General features: G+C 72.3%; 12 protein-coding genes. 11 read left to right on the top strand and 1 reads right to left on the bottom strand.

All coding sequences use genetic code 11. The features are described from left to right. Positions 1-6: 6 nt before the first annotated feature. On the bottom strand, positions 7-1,062 hold the full coding sequence (locus FJQ56_RS02630; RefSeq protein ID WP_140007640.1) for a glycosyltransferase: 1,056 nt from the start codon (positions 1,060-1,062) through the stop codon (positions 7-9). Between the two features lie 214 nt (positions 1,063-1,276). Between FJQ56_RS02630 and FJQ56_RS02625 the strand changes: the two genes are divergently transcribed. The 11 genes from FJQ56_RS02625 to FJQ56_RS02575 all read left to right on the top strand — a co-directional run bounded on the left by FJQ56_RS02625 (position 1,277) and on the right by FJQ56_RS02575 (position 16,581). After that, positions 1,277-3,346 carry a sensor histidine kinase gene (locus tag FJQ56_RS02625; protein ID WP_140007639.1) on the top strand — a complete coding sequence of 690 codons (2,070 nt, stop codon included), beginning with the start codon at positions 1,277-1,279 and terminating at the stop codon, positions 3,344-3,346. Further along, entirely contained in the window at positions 3,343-5,094 is a 1,752-nt protein-coding gene (locus tag FJQ56_RS02620; RefSeq protein WP_140007638.1) for a methylmalonyl-CoA mutase family protein, read from the top strand. Before FJQ56_RS02625 ends, FJQ56_RS02620 begins: the two co-directional genes overlap by 4 nt. Then, positions 5,091-7,271 carry a methylmalonyl-CoA mutase gene (gene scpA, locus FJQ56_RS02615; protein WP_140007637.1) on the top strand — a complete coding sequence of 727 codons (2,181 nt, stop codon included), beginning with the start codon at positions 5,091-5,093 and terminating at the stop codon, positions 7,269-7,271. The genes FJQ56_RS02620 and scpA overlap by 4 nt, the downstream gene beginning before the upstream one ends. Next, positions 7,271-8,275 carry a methylmalonyl Co-A mutase-associated GTPase MeaB gene (gene meaB, locus FJQ56_RS02610; RefSeq protein WP_140007636.1) on the top strand — a complete coding sequence of 335 codons (1,005 nt, stop codon included), beginning with the start codon at positions 7,271-7,273 and terminating at the stop codon, positions 8,273-8,275. The genes scpA and meaB overlap by 1 nt, the downstream gene beginning before the upstream one ends. 9 nt (positions 8,276-8,284) lie before the next feature. After that, positions 8,285-9,481: an amidohydrolase gene (locus FJQ56_RS02605; protein ID WP_140007635.1), complete on the top strand. Its 1,197-nt coding sequence runs from the start codon at positions 8,285-8,287 to the stop codon at positions 9,479-9,481. A gap of 172 nt (positions 9,482-9,653) precedes the next feature. Further along, the gene (locus FJQ56_RS02600) at positions 9,654-10,751 is read left to right on the top strand and encodes a BMP family lipoprotein (protein ID WP_246083956.1); all 1,098 of its coding nucleotides are present in this window, start codon (positions 9,654-9,656) and stop codon (positions 10,749-10,751) included. A gap of 144 nt (positions 10,752-10,895) precedes the next feature. Beyond that, positions 10,896-12,443: an ABC transporter ATP-binding protein gene (locus tag FJQ56_RS02595; RefSeq protein ID WP_140007633.1), complete on the top strand. Its 1,548-nt coding sequence runs from the start codon at positions 10,896-10,898 to the stop codon at positions 12,441-12,443. After that, positions 12,440-13,747, top strand: coding sequence for an ABC transporter permease (locus tag FJQ56_RS02590; protein ID WP_140007632.1), 1,308 nt, complete (start codon positions 12,440-12,442; stop codon positions 13,745-13,747). The genes FJQ56_RS02595 and FJQ56_RS02590 overlap by 4 nt, the downstream gene beginning before the upstream one ends. Continuing rightward, entirely contained in the window at positions 13,744-15,048 is a 1,305-nt protein-coding gene (locus FJQ56_RS02585) for an ABC transporter permease (protein WP_246083955.1), read from the top strand. The genes FJQ56_RS02590 and FJQ56_RS02585 overlap by 4 nt, the downstream gene beginning before the upstream one ends. After that, positions 15,045-15,440, top strand: coding sequence for a cytidine deaminase (locus FJQ56_RS02580; RefSeq protein ID WP_140007630.1), 396 nt, complete (start codon positions 15,045-15,047; stop codon positions 15,438-15,440). Before FJQ56_RS02585 ends, FJQ56_RS02580 begins: the two co-directional genes overlap by 4 nt. Further along, on the top strand, positions 15,412-16,581 hold the full coding sequence (locus tag FJQ56_RS02575) for a cytochrome P450 (RefSeq protein WP_140007629.1): 1,170 nt from the start codon (positions 15,412-15,414) through the stop codon (positions 16,579-16,581). The genes FJQ56_RS02580 and FJQ56_RS02575 overlap by 29 nt, the downstream gene beginning before the upstream one ends. Positions 16,582-16,583: the final 2 nt, after the last annotated feature.

Here is a 16,583-nt window from a genome sequence, read left to right as displayed (position 1 = left end):
CGCGGATCATAGAGGCGAGAGCGACCCCACGAGGCTCGTGTAGTGCAGGGCGAGCTCGTCCACGGCCTCGCTCCAGCCGCGCTCCGCCGCGAGCTCGCGACCACGCTGGCCGAGCAGACCGCGGTGCCGGTCGGCCACCACGGCCTCGACGCTGCGCCGGAACGCGCGGTGGTCGGCGGGGTCGTAGAGCAGCCCCGACTCCAGGTGGCGCACGACGTCGGGCGCACCGCCGGCGCGCGGCGCAACCACCGGCACACCGGACGCCGCCGCCTCGCGCAGGGCGTGGCTGCAGGTCTCGTGCTCCCCCGGGTGAACCAGCACGTCGAGCGTCGGGAGGGCGATGGTGAGGTCACCGGTGGACAGAGGGCCGGTCATCCGCGCACCCGGCAGGCGGCTCTCGAGCCAGTCGCGCTGGGGGCCGGCGCCGACGACGACCAGGCGGATCCCCGGCACCGAGCCCAGCTCGGCCAGCCGGCGTACGGCGTGACGGCGGTGCAGCCCCCCGACGTAGCCGACCACGACGCGAGGACCGCCGGCGGCCCGGGCCCGCGACCAGGAGTCGTGCAGCCACTGGTCGCGCAGGGCCGGCGTGAACGCGGCGGTGTCGACCCCGGGACGCCACAGCCCGGCCTCGACCCCGAACTCACCCAGCCGGTGGACCATCCAGTCGGAGGTCACCAGCACCCGGTCGGCCCGGTCGGCGACCCGCGAGCGCCAGTAGTCAGCGCTCTGGTCGAGCACGGCCGACTGCTCGACGACGACGGAGGGGATGCCCGTACGCCGGGTGTGCTTGAGCGCCTTGCGCCCCAGGGCGCCGGGGGAGGTCACGTGCACGACGTCCGGCGCGAACTGGTCCAGGGCGGCCCGCACCTGCGGGCCGACCGGCTCGAGGGGACGCACCCGCACGACCTGGGAGGTGCGGTACGTCGTCAGCCCGGGCCCCGGCGCGACCACGCGCACCGTGTGCCCGAGGTCGACCAACCGGTCCGCGACCGCCTTGAGCGTGGTCGTGGTGCCGTCGACGGCGGGATAGAACGTCTCGGTGACCAAGGCGATCCGCATGCTCCGACCATGCGGTGGCCGAACGACCTGATGCCGATGCGGGCGTGTCCGCCGCGTGAACTCTCAGGGCGCACCGCGCCCTGGTCGGGGTGCCGGGGCCGTCTGCGGTCGTCGTACGGCTGGTCTGGCCCAGTCGGGAGGTTCTGGGCGGGCAGGCGACATCCGGGCCCGGTGGTGGCAGTGTGGGGCCACGGGACGAACCGGTGGGGGTGACGTGAGCGAGCCTTCTGGCGCCGAGCGGTTGTGGCAGCTGACCATGGAGCACTCGCCGGTCGGCATGACCTTGGTCAGCCCCGACGGTCTGCTGCTCTCGGCCAACCGATCCCTGTGCACGATGCTCGGCCGGACCGAGCAGGAGCTGCGCGGGTCCGCCTTCCAGGTGCTGACCCACCCCGACGACCTGGCCGCCCACCAGCGCCTGTTCGACGAGACGATCGCGGGCTCGCGCTCCAGCTACCGCATCACCAAGCGCTGCGTGCGGGCCGACGGCAGCACGCTGTGGGGCGACCTGTCGGTGGTGCTGCTGCGCGACGAGGACGGCCGGCCCCTGCACCTGATCGGGCAGATCAACGACGTCAGCCGGCCTCGTGAGGACCGCGAGCGCCTGTCCGAGGCGAGCCGGGTCATCGATCGTCATCGGCGCACGGCCGAGGCCATCCTCGACACGGTCGACCTCGGCATGGTCCTCATCGACCGCGACGGCCACTACGAGCAGTGGAACCGACGCCACAGCGACTTCCTCGAGCTCGCCTATCCCGAGGGCCACCTCGGGCAGGCCGGCCAGACCGGCCACGTCTTCGCCGCGGACGGGGTGACCGTCCTGGCCTCCGAGGACATGCCGACCACCCGGGCGGTCCGCGGCGAGGAGTTCGACGACTACCGGATCTGGGTCGGCGACGACCCGACCACGCGCCGGGCCCTCGCCGTCTCCGCCCGGGCCGTGCGAGACCCCTCGGGGGCCTTCACCGGAGCCGTCCTGGGCTACAGCGACATCACCGACCTGATGCGTGCCCTGCGGTCCCGAGAGGAGTTCCTGGCCCTGGTCTCGCACGAGCTGCGCACCCCGCTGACCTCGGTCCTCGGTCACCTCGAGCTGCTGACCGACCGCGACGACCTGCCCCCCGACGTCCGGCACCAGCTGCGCGTGGTCCAGCGCAACTCGCACCGGCTGCAGGGCCTGGTCGCCGACCTGCTGCTGTCGGCGAGCCGCCGTGACGGGACGGTCGCGCTGACCCGGTCGGCCACCGACCTCACCGGCGTCCTGCGCGACGCCGTCGAGGCCGCCGTACCGACGGCGTCCACCTGCGGGGTCGAGCTGGTCACCGACCTGCCGGCGCCCGCCTCGGAGGCCGCCTTGGAGGCCGCCTCGGAGGCCGCCTCGCTGGTCGTCGACCGCGAGCGGATGCGCCAGGTCCTCGACAACCTGATCTCCAACGCGCTCAAGTACACCGAGCGCGGCGGCCGGGTCGAGGTCCGCCAGCACGTCGCGGCCGCCGAGGTCGAGATCGTGGTCACCGACACCGGGATCGGCATCGACAGCGACGACCTCGACCGGGTCTTCACCCCGTTCTTCCGCGCGAAGGGTGCGCTGGAGCGGGCCGCGCCAGGGGCCGGCCTCGGCCTCGGCATCGCCCGGAGCATCGTGGCCGCCCACGGGGGACGCATCGAGATCGGCAGCACCCCCGACCACGGCACGTGGGTCCGCGTGCTGCTGCCACGGTCCGCCCCCAGTCCCGACGGCTTACCCGACCGAGACGACGTCGACCCGTCACTGAGGTGCGGCGGGATCGGGCCGGTCGACGTTCTGCTCGGGCACCGCGCCGCGCTCGATCGCGGCGGCCACGTCGGCGATGCGGGTGGCGCTGGCCCGCCAGTCGCCGGACGTCTCCTCCCACCAGATCGTGAGGCCCTTGCGCGCCTCGACGGTCCAGTGCCGGCCCAGCAGCACCCGGCCGAGCAGGACGAACGGCAGCAGGAGCAGCAGGAGCAGCAGCTCGGCGAAGGCGATCGCGGTGATGACGAGCACCGGGATGCCGATGACCACGAAGACGATCAGGCTGATCGGGTCGTCGCCCAGGCTCGCCCACCCCCACGAGTCGCTCAGCCAGCCCGTCAGCCGCCGCCGCCAGGGCACCCACCGGCGGCGTACCCGCCACACCTGGCCGGTCGGGTCCGAGACCTTCATGGCGTGAGGGTAGGGCGTCGGCCCGCGGCGGGGCGGCGTACCGAAAAGGTCACACCGGGTGGTCGTGGTCACAGACGCCTCCTACTGTTCGGACCATGACGACCGAGGGGACCGCCGTCGAGGGTGGTCTGGACGAGCCCCGCGAGCTGGAGCCCGAGCAGGGCACGCTCCGCCTGGCGCAGCCGGAGGACCGGCACTCGCGGGAGGACTGGGAGCGCGAGACCGCCCAGGTGCTGCGCAAGGCGCGTCGGATGACCGACGACGACCCCGACCGGCTGGTGTGGGACAAGCTCACCCGCACCACCCTCGACGCGATCGCGGTGCCACCCCTCGGCACGCCCGAGCTGCTCGACGGCCTGCAGACCTCCGGTCGCCCGGCCCGCGCCGGCGACTGGGACATCCGGGCCCATGTGTCGGACGGCGACCCGAAGGTCGTCAACGAGGAGGTCCTCGGCGACCTCGAGGGCGGCGTGACCTCCCTGTGGCTCCACGCCGCGTCCGGCACCGACTTCGCCGGCACGCTCGACGGCGTCCTCCTCGACCTCGCGCCGGTCGTGCTCGACGCCCGCGACGATCCGACGACGACAGCCACGGCCTTCCTCGACTGGGCCGGTGATCGCGAGATCCACCCCGGCACCAACCTCGGCCTGCCCACCTTCGACGCCGCCGTCGCCGCGCGCGCCTCGGCCGCGGGGGTGCTCGGCTTCGTGATCGATGGGCTCGGGACGCACGACGCCGGCGCCTCCGACGGACAGGAGCTCGGCTGGACCATGGCGGCCGCGGCCACCTACCTGCGCGACGCCACCGCCGCCGGGCTGTCGGTGGGGGAGGCCGCTGGGCTCGTGGAGTTCCGGCTCGCCGTCACCGACGACCAGTTCGCCGGGATCGCCAAGCTCCGCGCCGCGCGACGGTTGTGGGCCCGCGTGCAGGAGCTCAGCGGCTCCGACCCGGTGCCGATGCGCCTGCACGCCGTGACCAGCCGGCCGATGATGACGCGCTACGACCCGTGGGTCAACATGCTCCGTACGACGGTCGCCGCGTTCGCGGCCGGCGTCGGCGGCGCCGACGCGGTGACGGTCCTGCCGTTCGACTCGGCCCTCGGTCGGCCCGACGCCTTCGGTCGCCGGATCGCACGCAACACCTCCCACCTGCTCATCAGCGAGTCCCACGTCGCCCGGGTCGCCGACCCGGCCGGCGGCTCCTACGCCGTGGAGAGGTTCACCGACGACCTCGCCGTCGCCGCCTGGGCCGTCCTGGGCGAGCTGGAGGACGGTGGCGCGGGCGATGCGTGGGACGCGGCGATCGCCGACGTCGTCGCCGCCCGCGAGAGGCTCGTCGCCACCCGCAAACGGCCGCTCACCGGCCTCAGCGAGTTCCCCCACCTCGACGAGACGCTGCCCGAGCGGGTCCCGACGGGCTCGACCACCGGGGTCCGGGCCTACGGCGCCAGCTTCGAGGCACTGCGCGACGACCCGCCGGCCGCCCACGTCTTCCTCGCCACGCTCGGCCCGGTCGCCGCCCACACGGCCCGCGCCACCTTCGCCACCAACCTGTTCGCGGCCGGCGGCGTGGCCGTCGACGTCGCGGGCCCGACCGACTCCGTGGCGGCCCTCGTCGCGGCGTACGACGGGCAGGCGGTGGTCTGCCTGGCCGGCGCCGACGCGGCGTACGCCGAGTGGGGCGAGGTCGCGGCGAGCGCGCTGCGCGAGGCCGGGGCGACCCGGGTCGTCGTCGCGGGGGCCTCGACAAGCTCGACCACCGACCTCTTCGACGTGGCCGACGACTCCTGCGCGATGGGTGTCGATGCGCTCGCGTTCCTGGCCCGCACGAGAGAGGCCCTGTCATGAGCGGCGTACCGAAGTCCTTCTCCGGCCTGCCGCTGCGCGGGGTCTCGACAAGCTCGACCACCGAGGGTGGCTCGAGGGGCGTTGGCAAGGCGTGGACCAGCCCCGAGGGCATCGACATCCTGCCGGTCTACGGACCCGAGCACCTCGAGGGCCTCGACGCCCTCGACACCTGGCCGGGCCTGAGCCCGTTCCTGCGTGGGCCCTACCCGACGATGTACACCACGCAGCCGTGGACGGTCCGCCAGTACGCCGGCTTCTCCACCGCCGAGGCGTCCAACGCGTTCTACCGCCGCAACCTCGCGGCGGGCCAGAAGGGCCTGTCGGTCGCCTTCGACCTGGCGACCCACCGCGGCTACGACTCCGATCACCCGCGGGTGCGTGGCGACGTCGGCATGGCGGGCGTGGCGATCGACTCGATCTACGACACCCGCACCCTGTTCGACGGCATCCCGCTCGACGAGATGTCGGTGTCGATGACGATGAACGGCGCGGTGCTGCCGGTGCTCGCGCTCTACATCGCGGCGGCCGAGGAGCAGGGGGTGAGGCCGGAGCAGCTCGCGGGGACGATCCAGAACGACATCCTCAAGGAGTTCATGGTCCGCAACACCTACATCTACCCGCCGGCGCCGTCGATGCGGATCATCTCCGACATCTTCAGCTACACCTCGGCGAAGATGCCGCGCTTCAACTCGATCTCGATCTCCGGCTACCACATCCAGGAGGCCGGGGCGACGGCCGACCTCGAGCTGGCCTACACGCTCGCCGACGGGGTCGAGTACATCCGCGCCGGCCTCGAGACCGGGATGACGATCGACCAGTTCGCCCCACGGTTGAGCTTCTTCTGGGCCATCGGGATGAACTTCTACATGGAGGTCGCCAAGCTGCGCGCCGCTCGTGCGCTGTGGTCACGGCTGGTGCGCGACTTCGCTCCGCAGAACCCCAAGTCGCTCTCGTTGCGCACCCACTCGCAGACCTCCGGCTGGTCGCTGACCGCGCAGGACGTCTTCAACAACGTCGGGCGCACGGCGATCGAGGCGATGGCAGCCACCCAGGGCCACACCCAGAGCCTGCACACCAACGCCCTCGACGAGGCCATCGCGCTGCCCACCGACTTCTCCGCCCGCATCGCGCGCAACACCCAGCTGCTGCTGCAGCAGGAGTCCGGCACCACCGGCACGATCGACCCGTGGGCCGGCTCCTACTACGTCGAGCGCCTCACCCACGACCTCGCCGAGAAGGCCTGGGCGCACATCCAGGAGGCCGAGCAGGCCGGCGGCATGGCGAAGGCCATCGAGCAGGGCATCCCCAAGATGCGCATCGAGGAGGCGGCCGCGCGCACCCAGGCCCGCATCGACTCCGGTGCCCAGAAGGTCATCGGCGTCAACACCTTCCGGCTCGCCGCCGAGGACAAGCTCGACGTGCTGCGCGTCGACAACGACGACGTCTACCGCCAGCAGGTCGCCAAGCTGGAGCGTCTGCGCGCCGAGCGGGACGACAACGCGGTGAGCAGTGCTCTCGAAGCGTTGACCAACAGTGCTGACCGCGGCGCGGCCAAGGGTTCCCTCGACGGCAACCTGCTCGCACTCGCGGTCGACGCCGCGCGGGCCAAGGCGACCGTCGGCGAGATCTCCGACGCCCTCGAGAAGGTCTACGGCCGCCACCAGGCGGTCATCCGTACGATCTCCGGCGTGTACCGCGACACGGCCGGCGAGGGCGACGGCACCCTGCTCACGCAGGTCCTCGACGCCACCGCCGAGTTCGAGGAGGCCGAGGGGCGCCGCCCGCGCATCCTCGTCGCCAAGATGGGCCAGGACGGTCACGACCGCGGCCAGAAGGTCATCGTCTCGGCGTTCGCCGACCTGGGCTTCGACGTCGACGTCGGCCCGCTGTTCTCCACGCCCGAGGAGGTCGCCCAGCAGGCCGTCGACGCCGACGTCCACATCGTCGGGGTCAGCTCGCTGGCCGCCGGCCACCTCACGCTGCTGCCGGCGCTCAAGACCGCGCTCGCCGAGCAGGGGAGGCCCGACATCATGACCGTCATCGGCGGCGTCATCCCGCCCGACGACGTGCCGGTGCTCCAGGAGATGGGCGCCGCCGCGGTGTTCCTGCCCGGCACCGTCATCGCCGAGTCGGCCCTCGCCCTCCTGGCCAAGCTGCGCGAGCAGCTCGGGCATTGATGCCCGTTGACGTCGCCTCGCTCGTCGACGGGGTCCGCGGGGGACGTCGCGCGGCGGTCGCGCAGGCGATCACCCTGGTCGAGTCGGCCAAGCCCGAGCGTCGTACGGCGGCCCGCGAGCTGCTGACCGAGCTCACCGGTGAGCGGTCGGGCGTGCGCTCGCCCGCCGTGCGCGTCGGCATCTCCGGCGTGCCCGGGGTCGGGAAGTCCACGTTCATCGAGGCCCTCGGGTCGCGGCTGACCGCCGCCGGCCACCGCGTCGGCGTGCTCGCGGTCGACCCGAGCAGCGTGCGCACGGGCGGATCGGTGCTCGGCGACAAGACCCGGATGTCCCGGCTCAGCGCCGACCCGGCCGCCTACATCCGGCCGTCGCCGTCGGCCGGCACGCTCGGCGGGGTCGCGCGGGCGACCGTGCAGGCCATGGCGGTGCTCGAGGCGGCGTCGTACGACGTGGTGCTGGTCGAGACCGTCGGCGTCGGCCAGTCCGAGGTCACCGTCGCCGGCATGGTCGACACGTTCTTGTTCCTCACCCTGGCCCGCACCGGCGACCAGCTGCAGGGCATCAAGAAGGGCATCCTCGAGATCGCCGACGTCGTCGCGGTCAACAAGGCCGACGGCGACCACGAGGTCGAGGCCAGGGGCGCCGCCCGCGAGCTCGCGGGCGCGCTGCGCCTGGTGCGCGGCCACGACGAGTGGGCGCCGCCGGTGGTCACCTGCTCGGCGCTGCACGACCGGCACGTCGACGACGTCTGGGACCACGTGCTCGCCCACCGCGACCACCTCGGTGTCGACGGGCTGGCCGCCAAGCGCGCCGCCCAGCAGCTCGACTTCACCTGGGCGCTGGTCCGCGACGAGCTCGACCAGCGGCTGCGGCACTCGCCCGGGGTGCGCGCCATCCGCGACGACGTACGACGCGACGTGCTGGGCGGCGGGCTGCCGGCGACGATCGCCGCCGACCGGCTGCTCGCGGCGTACGACGGCGGCCCGGCCACGGACGTCGACTAGCCTGACGAGGTGCCTGGCTCCCTCACCGACTCCTCCGCGGTGATCGCCGACGTCGTCGACAAGTACACCGCCGAGCTGACCGACCTGCGCCGCGACCTGCACGCGCACCCCGAGCTGTCGTGGGGCGAGACGCGGACCACCGAGCTCGTGGGGCACCGCCTCGAGGTCGCCGGCTGGCGGGTCGCCTACCCCTCGCCGACCGGCGTGGTCGCCGAGCTCGGACCCGACCGGGGGCCGGTCGTCGCCCTGCGGGCCGACATGGACGCGCTCCCCGTGCAGGACGTGACGGGGGAGCCGTGGGCGAGCACGGTGCCCGGGGTGGCCCACGCCTGCGGGCACGACGTCCACACCACCGCCCTCCTGGGCGCGGGCCTCGCGCTCGGCGAGCTCGCCGAGCGCGGCGAGCTGCCCGGCCGGGTGCGGCTGCTCTTCCAACCGGCCGAGGAGGTGATGCCGGGCGGGGCCAAGCAGCTCGTCGCGCACGGCCACCTCGACGACGTCAGCCGGGTCTTCGCCCTGCACTGCGACCCCGCCGTCGACGTCGGTCGGGTCGGCATGCGCACCGGGCCGCTCACCAGCGCCGCCGACAAGATCGAGGTCCACCTCGAGGGCACCGGCGGCCACACCTCGCGCCCCCACCTCACCGGCGACCTCACCTTCGCCCTGGCCAAGGTGACCAGCGAGCTGCCGGCCGTGCTGAGCCGCCGGATGGACCCCCGCGCCGGCGTCAGCGTCGTGTGGGGCGTCGTCCGCGCCGGGTCGGCCCCCAACGTGATCCCCGACCGCGGCATGGTCGCCGGCACGGTCCGCATCCTCGACGCCGTCGCATGGACGCAGTGCGAGCCGATCATCCGCGAGGCCGTCCACGACATCGTGCGTCCCTACGGCGTCACCGCGCGGGTCGACTACCTCCAGGGGGTGCCGCCGGTCGTCAACGACCCCGCCTCCAACGCCGTCGTCGAGGCCGCCGTCCGCTCGGTCCTGGGCCCGGCCGGGCAGACCGCCGTGCCGCAGAGCCTCGGCGGCGAGGACTTCGGCTGGTACGTCGAGCAGGTGCCGGGCGCCATGTTCCGGCTCGGCACCCGGACACCGGGCGGACCGACGTACGACCTGCACCAGGGCAACCTGCGCGTCGACGAGCGCGCCATCGCCATCGGCGCGCGGGTCCTCGCCGAGACGGCGATCGGCGCCCAGCAGCCCGTCTGAGGGGCCGATCCGGCTGCGCGTCGTGCCCGAGGCGGGGCGCGTATGTCACCGACAGGTAACAGTCAGGGGTTTTCCTGCGCGATCGGCCCGTCGGCGCGATCGCCACACTATGGTGACGCGACGTGCTTTCCCCATGGTGCACGCTCTCTCGATCAACCCCAGGAGGAACGCCGTGAAGAAGACGGCCACTATCGCTGCGGCAGCCACGCTGCTCGCCCTGTCGCTCTCCGCGTGCGGCGACCGCGACGACAACAACGACGAGGGCTCCGACGACCCCTCGACCTCGAGCGCCGCGTCGGAGTCGGCCACGCCGTCCGAGGCGGCCGAGCAGTTCCCCGACTTCAAGGCGTGCATGGTCTCCGACTCGGGCGGGTTCGACGACAAGTCGTTCAACCAGACCTCGCTCAAGGGCCAGGAGGACGCCGCCGCCCAGTTCGGCGTCCAGACCGCCAAGGTCCAGTCCGACAGCGACACCGAGTACGCCGACAACATCGACCAGCTGATCGCCGACGGCTGCAACGAGATCACCACGGTCGGCTTCCTGCTCGGTGACGCCACCGAGGCCGCGGCCAAGAAGAACCCCAAGGTCGACTTCGCCATCGTCGACTTCGGCTACGAGAAGCCCGCCGCCAACCTCAAGGGCCTCAACTACGCGACCGACCAGCCCTCCTTCCTGGCCGGCTACCTCGCCGCGAGCCAGTCCGAGAGCGGCTTCGTGGGCACCTTCGGCGGCCTCAACATCCCGACCGTGACCATCTTCATGGAGGGCTTCCGCCTCGGCGTCGAGCAGTACAACAAGGACAACGACGGCGACGACGTCACCCTGCTCGGCTGGGACGGCAAGAAGGGTTCCTTCACCGAGGACTTCAACGACAAGGGCAAGGGCCAGAGCGTCGGCGCCGACCTGATCCAGCAGGGTGCCGACATCCTGTTCCCGGTCGCCGGTCCCGCCGGCCTCGGTGGCCTGCAGGCCGCCAAGGACGCCGGTGCCAAGGGCATCTGGGTCGACACCGACGGCTACGAGTCCACCGAGTACGGCGACATCCTGCTGACCTCGGTCGTCAAGGGCCTCGACGTCTCGGTCACCGAGGCGATCAAGGAGTCCGCCGAGGGCACCTTCACCAACGAGCCGTTCTCCGGCACGCTGGAGAACGACGGCGTGGGCCTGGCCCCGTTCCACGACTTCGACGGGTCCATCGACCAGGAGGTCAAGGACAAGCTCGAGGAGCTCAAGGCCGGGATCATCTCGGGCGACATCACCACGAGCTGACCTGCGGGTCATCCGACCACGACGGAGGCCGGGGTGAGGGACTTTCCCTCACCCCGGCCTCCGTCATCGACCAGTCGCATCGACTAGCGTGGGTGTCCCCGTCCGGAACCCGCCACGACGTCGTGCGCAATGCGAGGGAGCGCGATGAAGCTCGAGATCCGTGGCCTGACCAAGAGGTTCGGCTCGTTCACCGCCAACGACCAGATCGACCTGACCGTCGAGCCCGGCGAGATCCACTGCCTGCTCGGTGAGAACGGCGCCGGCAAGTCGACGCTGATGAACATGCTCTACGGCCTGCTCGACCCCACCGAGGGCGAGATCGTGGTCGACGGTCGACCGGTCACCTTCGCCACCCCCGGCGACGCGATCGACGCCGGCATCGGGATGGTGCACCAGCACTTCATGCTCGTCCCGGTCTTCACCGTCGCCGAGAACGTCATGCTGGGCCGCGAGCAGACCCGCGGCGCCGGCATCCTCAACCGGCGCAAGGCCTCCCAGGCGGTCCGCGAGCTGTCCGAGCGGTTCAAGCTCGCCGTCGACCCCGACGCGCTCGTCGAGGACCTGCCGGTCGGCGTCCAGCAGCGCGTCGAGATCCTCAAGGCGCTCGCCAACGACGCCAAGGTGCTGATCCTCGACGAGCCGACCGCGGTGCTGACGCCGCAGGAGATCGACGAGCTGATGGGCATCATGCGCGAGCTCAAGGCCCAGGGCACCTCGATCATCTTCATCACCCACAAGCTGCGCGAGGTGCGCGCCGTCGGCGACCGGATCAGCGTGATCCGCCGCGGCAAGGTCGTCGGCACCGCCGATCCCACCGCCTCCGAGGCCGAGCTGGCCGAGATGATGGTCGGTCGCGAGGTCTCGCTGCGGGTCACCAAGGACGCCGCCCGCGCCGGCGACCCCGTCCTCGAGGTCCGCAACGTCACCGTCATCGACCCGCGCGGGCACCAGGTCGTCAAGGACGTCTCCTTCGAGGCCCGCGCCGGCGAGGTGCTCGGCGTCGCCGGGGTCCAGGGCAACGGCCAGACCGAGCTGATCAAGTCGCTGCTCGGGCTGATCAAGCCCGACGCCGGCCGGATCCTGGTCGAGGGTCGCGACATCAGCAACCAGGGCCCGCGCCAGAGCCTCGAGAACGGCATCGGCTACATCCCCGAGGACCGCAGCCACGACGGCTACGTCGGCGGCTTCAGCGTGCGCGAGAACCTCATCCTCGACCTCTACCGCCACGACGACTTCTCCCACGGGCTCGCGCTGCGCCTCGACAAGATCAAGGCCAACGCCGACGCCCGGATCGCGGAGTTCGACATCCGCACCGAGTCCGCCAGCACCCCGGTCTCCTCGCTGTCCGGCGGCAACCAGCAGAAGGTCGTCGTCGCCCGCGAGTTCTCACGCCCGCTGAAGGTGCTCATCGCCTCGCAGCCCACCCGCGGGGTCGACGTCGGCTCCATCGAGTTCATCCACAAGCGGATCGTCGCCGAGCGCGACAAGGGGACCGCCGTGGTCATCGTGTCCACCGAGCTCGACGAGATCTTCGCGCTCTCCGACCGGATCGCGGTCATGTACGACGGCCGGATCGTGGCCACCGTCAGCCCCGACATCGCGCGCGAGGACATCGGCCTGCTCATGGCCGGCGCCGTCCCCGCCGACGACCCGAGCCGCCCCGCCACCGACGATGGGAGCCCCGCACGATGAGCAACCCCGACGAGGGCGGGCGCGGCGCCCGTCCCGGCGACGCCGAGCCGACCTCCGAGACCCCCGAGGCGCCCGGTCCCGAGACCGCGGCGGTCGAGACGGTGCCGCCCGCCGACAGCGTGGCCGACGAGGAGGTCAAGGCCTCCCTGGCCCGGGCCGACCGGACGACCAGCCCGCTCGACCTGGCGTCCTACCTGCCGACGCTCAAGGTCACCTTCGGTGCCGTCCTGCTCGCCCTGCTGATCGGGGCCGTGCTGATCGCCCTGAGCGACGACCGGGTGATCGAGTCGCTGCCCTACTTCTTCTCCTACCCGTGGGACTTCTTCAGCCGCTCCGGCGACGCCATCTGGTCGGCGTACTCCTCGCTGGTCACCGGGTCCGTCGGCTCCTGGGGCGCGATCAGCACGACGCTGGAGCGGGCCGCGCCGTTGATCTGCGCCGGGCTCGGCGTCACCCTGGCGTTCCGGGCCGGGCTGTTCAACATCGGCGCCCAGGGCCAGCTGCTGGTCGGGGCGATGGCCGCCGGCTACGTCGGGTTCACCTGGGACCTCCCCGGTGGCCTGCACCTGCTCGTCGCCGCCGTCGCCGGCATCCTTGGGGGCGCCCTCTGGGGCGGCATCGTGGGGGTGCTCAAGGCGCGCACCGGTGCCCACGAGGTGATCACCACGATCATGTTCAACTACCTCGCCGCGTCCGTGGTGCTCTACGCCCTCGGCAAGGACGCCTTCCAGCGCCCCGGCAGCGACAACCCGCTCTCGCCCCCGGTCGACGACTCGGCGCGGTTCCCCCAGGTCTTCGACGTCCACGTGGGCGTGCTGCTGGCCTTCGCCGCGGCCGTGTTCGTGTGGTGGGTCCTCGAGCGCAGCACCCTCGGCTTCGAGCTGCGCGCGGTCGGCGCCAACGCCGACGCCTCCCGCACGGCCGGCATGAACATCGCCAAGGTCTACACCCTGGCCATGGTGCTGGCCGGCGGCCTCGCCGGGCTCGCCGCCGTCAGCAACATCCTCGGTCGCGGTGACTCGATCAGCCTCGGGGTCGGTGGCAGCATCGGCTTCGACGCGATCACCGTCGCGCTGCTCGGTCGGGCGACCCCGCTGGGCACCGTCCTGGCGGGCCTGCTCTTCGGGGCGATGGCCGTCGGTGGCGTCGCGATGGAGGCCTCGGGCACGCCCGAGGAGCTCACCGACGTGCTGCAGGCGCTGATCGTGCTGTTCGTGGCGGCCCCGGCGCTGGTCAAGGGCGTGCTGCGGTTCAAGGAAGCCGGAGGCGGGTCGACCGTCATGGCGAAGGGATGGGGCTCGTGAGCATCGACCTCGACAAGCCGCTCGAGACCGCCGCACCCGACGTGCGCGACCGGGCCGACGTACGCCGCCAGGTCCGCCTGGTCGTGGTGTTCGCGGTCGTGGCGGCGCTGCTGACCTTCTTCCTCGTCGACATCGACGACTTCGGCATCCGCTACTCGCTCGCCGAGCGGATCACCAAGGACGACCTGCCCAAGGACTTCGACGCCCACGGCCTCCTGCTGGGGTGCCTCGTGCTCGTCGTGGTCGCGCTCGGGCTCGCCGCAGCCAACCTGGTGCCACGCAACGGCTGGGCGCTGGTGCTCTTCGTGCTGGTCGGGGTCGCGTTCCTGGCCGGCTTCATCATCTGGAACTTCACCGACCAGGCCGGCTCCGGCGCGGGCCGGGTGTTCTTCAACCCCATGCCCGAGGCGATCCGGCGCTCGACGCCCATCATCCTGGGGGCCCTGGCCGGGGTGCTGTGCGAGCGCGCCGGCGTCATCAACATCGCCATCGAGGGCCAGTTCATCGCCGGGGCGTTCTTCGCCTCGGTCGCCTCCAGCCTGGCCTACAGCGCCGAGGCCGGCCTGGTGGGCGGTGTCCTCGCCGGTGTCTTCATCGCCGCACTGCTCGGCGTCTTCGCCATGAAGTACCACGTCAACCAGGTGGTCCTCGGTGTGGTCCTGGTGGCCTTCGCCGGCGGTCTGACCAGCTTCTTCCTCAGCCAGATCCCCGACGACCCCGACGTCCGCAAGTACCTCAACGCGCCGCTGATCCTCGACCGCATCGAGATCCCGGGACTCTCCGACATCCCGGTCGTGGGCCTGACGTTCTTCGACCAGAACGTGCTCGTCTACCTCATGTACCTCTCGATCATCGTGGTGTCGTTCCTGCTCTACCAGACGCGGTGGGGCCTGCGGGTGCGCTCGGTCGGCGAGCACCCCAAGGCCGCCGATACCGTCGGCATCAAGGTCACCCGGGTGCGCTGGCAGGCCGTGCTCCTGGGCGGTGTCTTCGCCGGTCTCGGCGGCGCCTACTTCACCGTGGGCTCCAACGGCACCTTCGACAACGGCGTCACGGCCAACTACGGCTTCATCGCGCTGGCCGCCGTCATCATGGGCCGCTGGCACCCCATCGGCGCCACTGCCGCAGCGCTGTTCTTCGGGTTCATGCTGACGCTCGAGGTGCAGCTCTCCACGCTGGGCCGCGTCCCGTCGGAGTTCATCTCGGCGATGCCCTACCTCGCCACGGTGATCGCGGTGGCCGGCTTCGTGGGCCGGGTCCGCCCGCCGGCCGCGGACGGCGAGCCGTACGTGAAGTCATGAGCGACGAGACGTTCGACTGGTCCGGGCTGCGGGCCGCGGCCGTCGAGGTGGCTGCCCGGGCCTACGCGCCCTACAGCAACTTCCGGGTCGGGGCCGCCGCGGTCGTCGACGACGGTCGCGTCGTCGTCGGCTGCAACGTCGAGAACGCGGCGTACGGCGTGACGCTGTGCGCCGAGTGCGGGCTGGTGTCGTCGCTGCACGCCGGGGGAGGCGGCCGGCTGACCCACTTCGTCTGCGTCAACGGCGACGACGACGTGATCATGCCGTGCGGGCGCTGCCGCCAGCTCCTGTGGGAGAACGGCGGTGCCGACCTGCTCGTCGAGACGCCGCGGGGCGTGCGCACGATGGCCGAGGTCCTGCCCGATGCGTTCGGTCCCGACGACCTCGCTTGACCTCGGGTCGGCCGAGCTCGTCGCCGACCCCTATCCCCAGCTCGCCGAGCACCGCGCCCGCCACGCGGTGGCGTGGCACGAGGCGTCCGGGAGGTTCCTGGCGTTCAGCCACGCCGCCGTCGGCGAGGTGCTCCGCGACCGGCGGCTGGGCCGGCTGTGGCGCGACCGCGAGCCGCTCGACGTGCTCGAGCCCTTCAACCTGCTGCACCGCAACCAGATGATGGAGAACGAGCAGGCGGTCCACACGCGGCTGCGCCGGCCGGTGTCGAGAGCCTTCAACCGCGGCCACGTGGAGCGGCTGCGGCCCCGGGTGCGCGAGCTCGCGCGCGAGCTGCTCGACCGGGTCGACCCAGGTGACTTCGACGTCGTCGGCGACTACGCCGAGCCGCTGCCGGTGCTCGTGATCGCCGAGCTGCTCGGGGTGCCGGCCGCCCACACCGACGACCTGCGCCGCTGGTCCCAGGCGATCGTGCGGATGTACGAGGTCGCGCCGGACGCCGAGGTGCAGGCCGCGGCCGTCGCCGCCGCGACCGACTTCGCGGGCCTGGTGCGCGAGCTCGTCGCCGAGCGCCGGCGTACGCCGTCCACCGACCTGACGAGCGACCTGGCCGCCACCGAGCTCAGCGACGACGAGGTGGTGGCCGCCGTGGTGCTGCTGCTCAACGCCGGGCACGAGGCCTCGGTCAACGTCTTCGGCAACGGTCTCGCCGCGATGCTGCGCCACGGTCTCGTGCCCGAGCCCGTGCCCGGGCCCGACGCAGGGCTCGCGGTCGAGGAGATGCTGCGCTTCGACTCCGCGCTGCAGCTCTTCGAGCGCACCGCTACCGAGGACGTCGAGGTGGCCGGTGTCGTCGTCGAGGCGGGCCAGCGGATCGCCGCCCTGATCGGCTCCGCCCACCGCGACCCGGTGGCCTTCGCACGCCCTGACGAGCTGCTGCTCGACCGCGACCCCAACCCGCACCTGGCCTTCGGGGCCGGCGTCCACTTCTGCCTGGGCGCCCCGCTGGCGCGGATGGAGCTGGCCGAGTCGCTCACCGCCCTCGTGGCGACGTACCCCGGCCTGGAGCTGCTCGAGGAGCCCCGCAGTCGTGGCACCTTCGTGTTGCGGGGTCACTCCTCGGTGCGGGTCCGTGCTCAGTAGGG

The sequence above is a fragment of the Nocardioides plantarum genome, assembly GCF_006346395.1.
GTDB classification, from domain to species: domain Bacteria; phylum Actinomycetota; class Actinomycetes; order Propionibacteriales; family Nocardioidaceae; genus Nocardioides; species Nocardioides plantarum.
This window is presented reverse-complemented; position numbering and strand designations above follow the sequence as displayed.

Excerpts from the sequence above, each read along its gene's own strand:
- FJQ56_RS02580 (WP_140007630.1), top strand. The coding sequence starts at position 15,045 with ATGAGCGACGAGACGTTCGACTGGTCCGGGCTGCGGGCCGCGGCCGTC.
- FJQ56_RS02620 (WP_140007638.1), top strand. The coding sequence starts at position 3,343 with ATGACGACCGAGGGGACCGCCGTCGAGGGTGGTCTGGACGAGCCCCGC.
- FJQ56_RS02590 (WP_140007632.1), top strand. The coding sequence starts at position 12,440 with ATGAGCAACCCCGACGAGGGCGGGCGCGGCGCCCGTCCCGGCGACGCC.
- FJQ56_RS02630 (WP_140007640.1), bottom strand. The coding sequence starts at position 1,062 with ATGCGGATCGCCTTGGTCACCGAGACGTTCTATCCCGCCGTCGACGGC.
- scpA (WP_140007637.1), top strand. The coding sequence starts at position 5,091 with ATGAGCGGCGTACCGAAGTCCTTCTCCGGCCTGCCGCTGCGCGGGGTC.
- FJQ56_RS02595 (WP_140007633.1), top strand. The coding sequence starts at position 10,896 with ATGAAGCTCGAGATCCGTGGCCTGACCAAGAGGTTCGGCTCGTTCACC.
- FJQ56_RS02575 (WP_140007629.1), top strand. The coding sequence starts at position 15,412 with ATGCGTTCGGTCCCGACGACCTCGCTTGACCTCGGGTCGGCCGAGCTC.
- meaB (WP_140007636.1), top strand. The coding sequence starts at position 7,271 with ATGCCCGTTGACGTCGCCTCGCTCGTCGACGGGGTCCGCGGGGGACGT.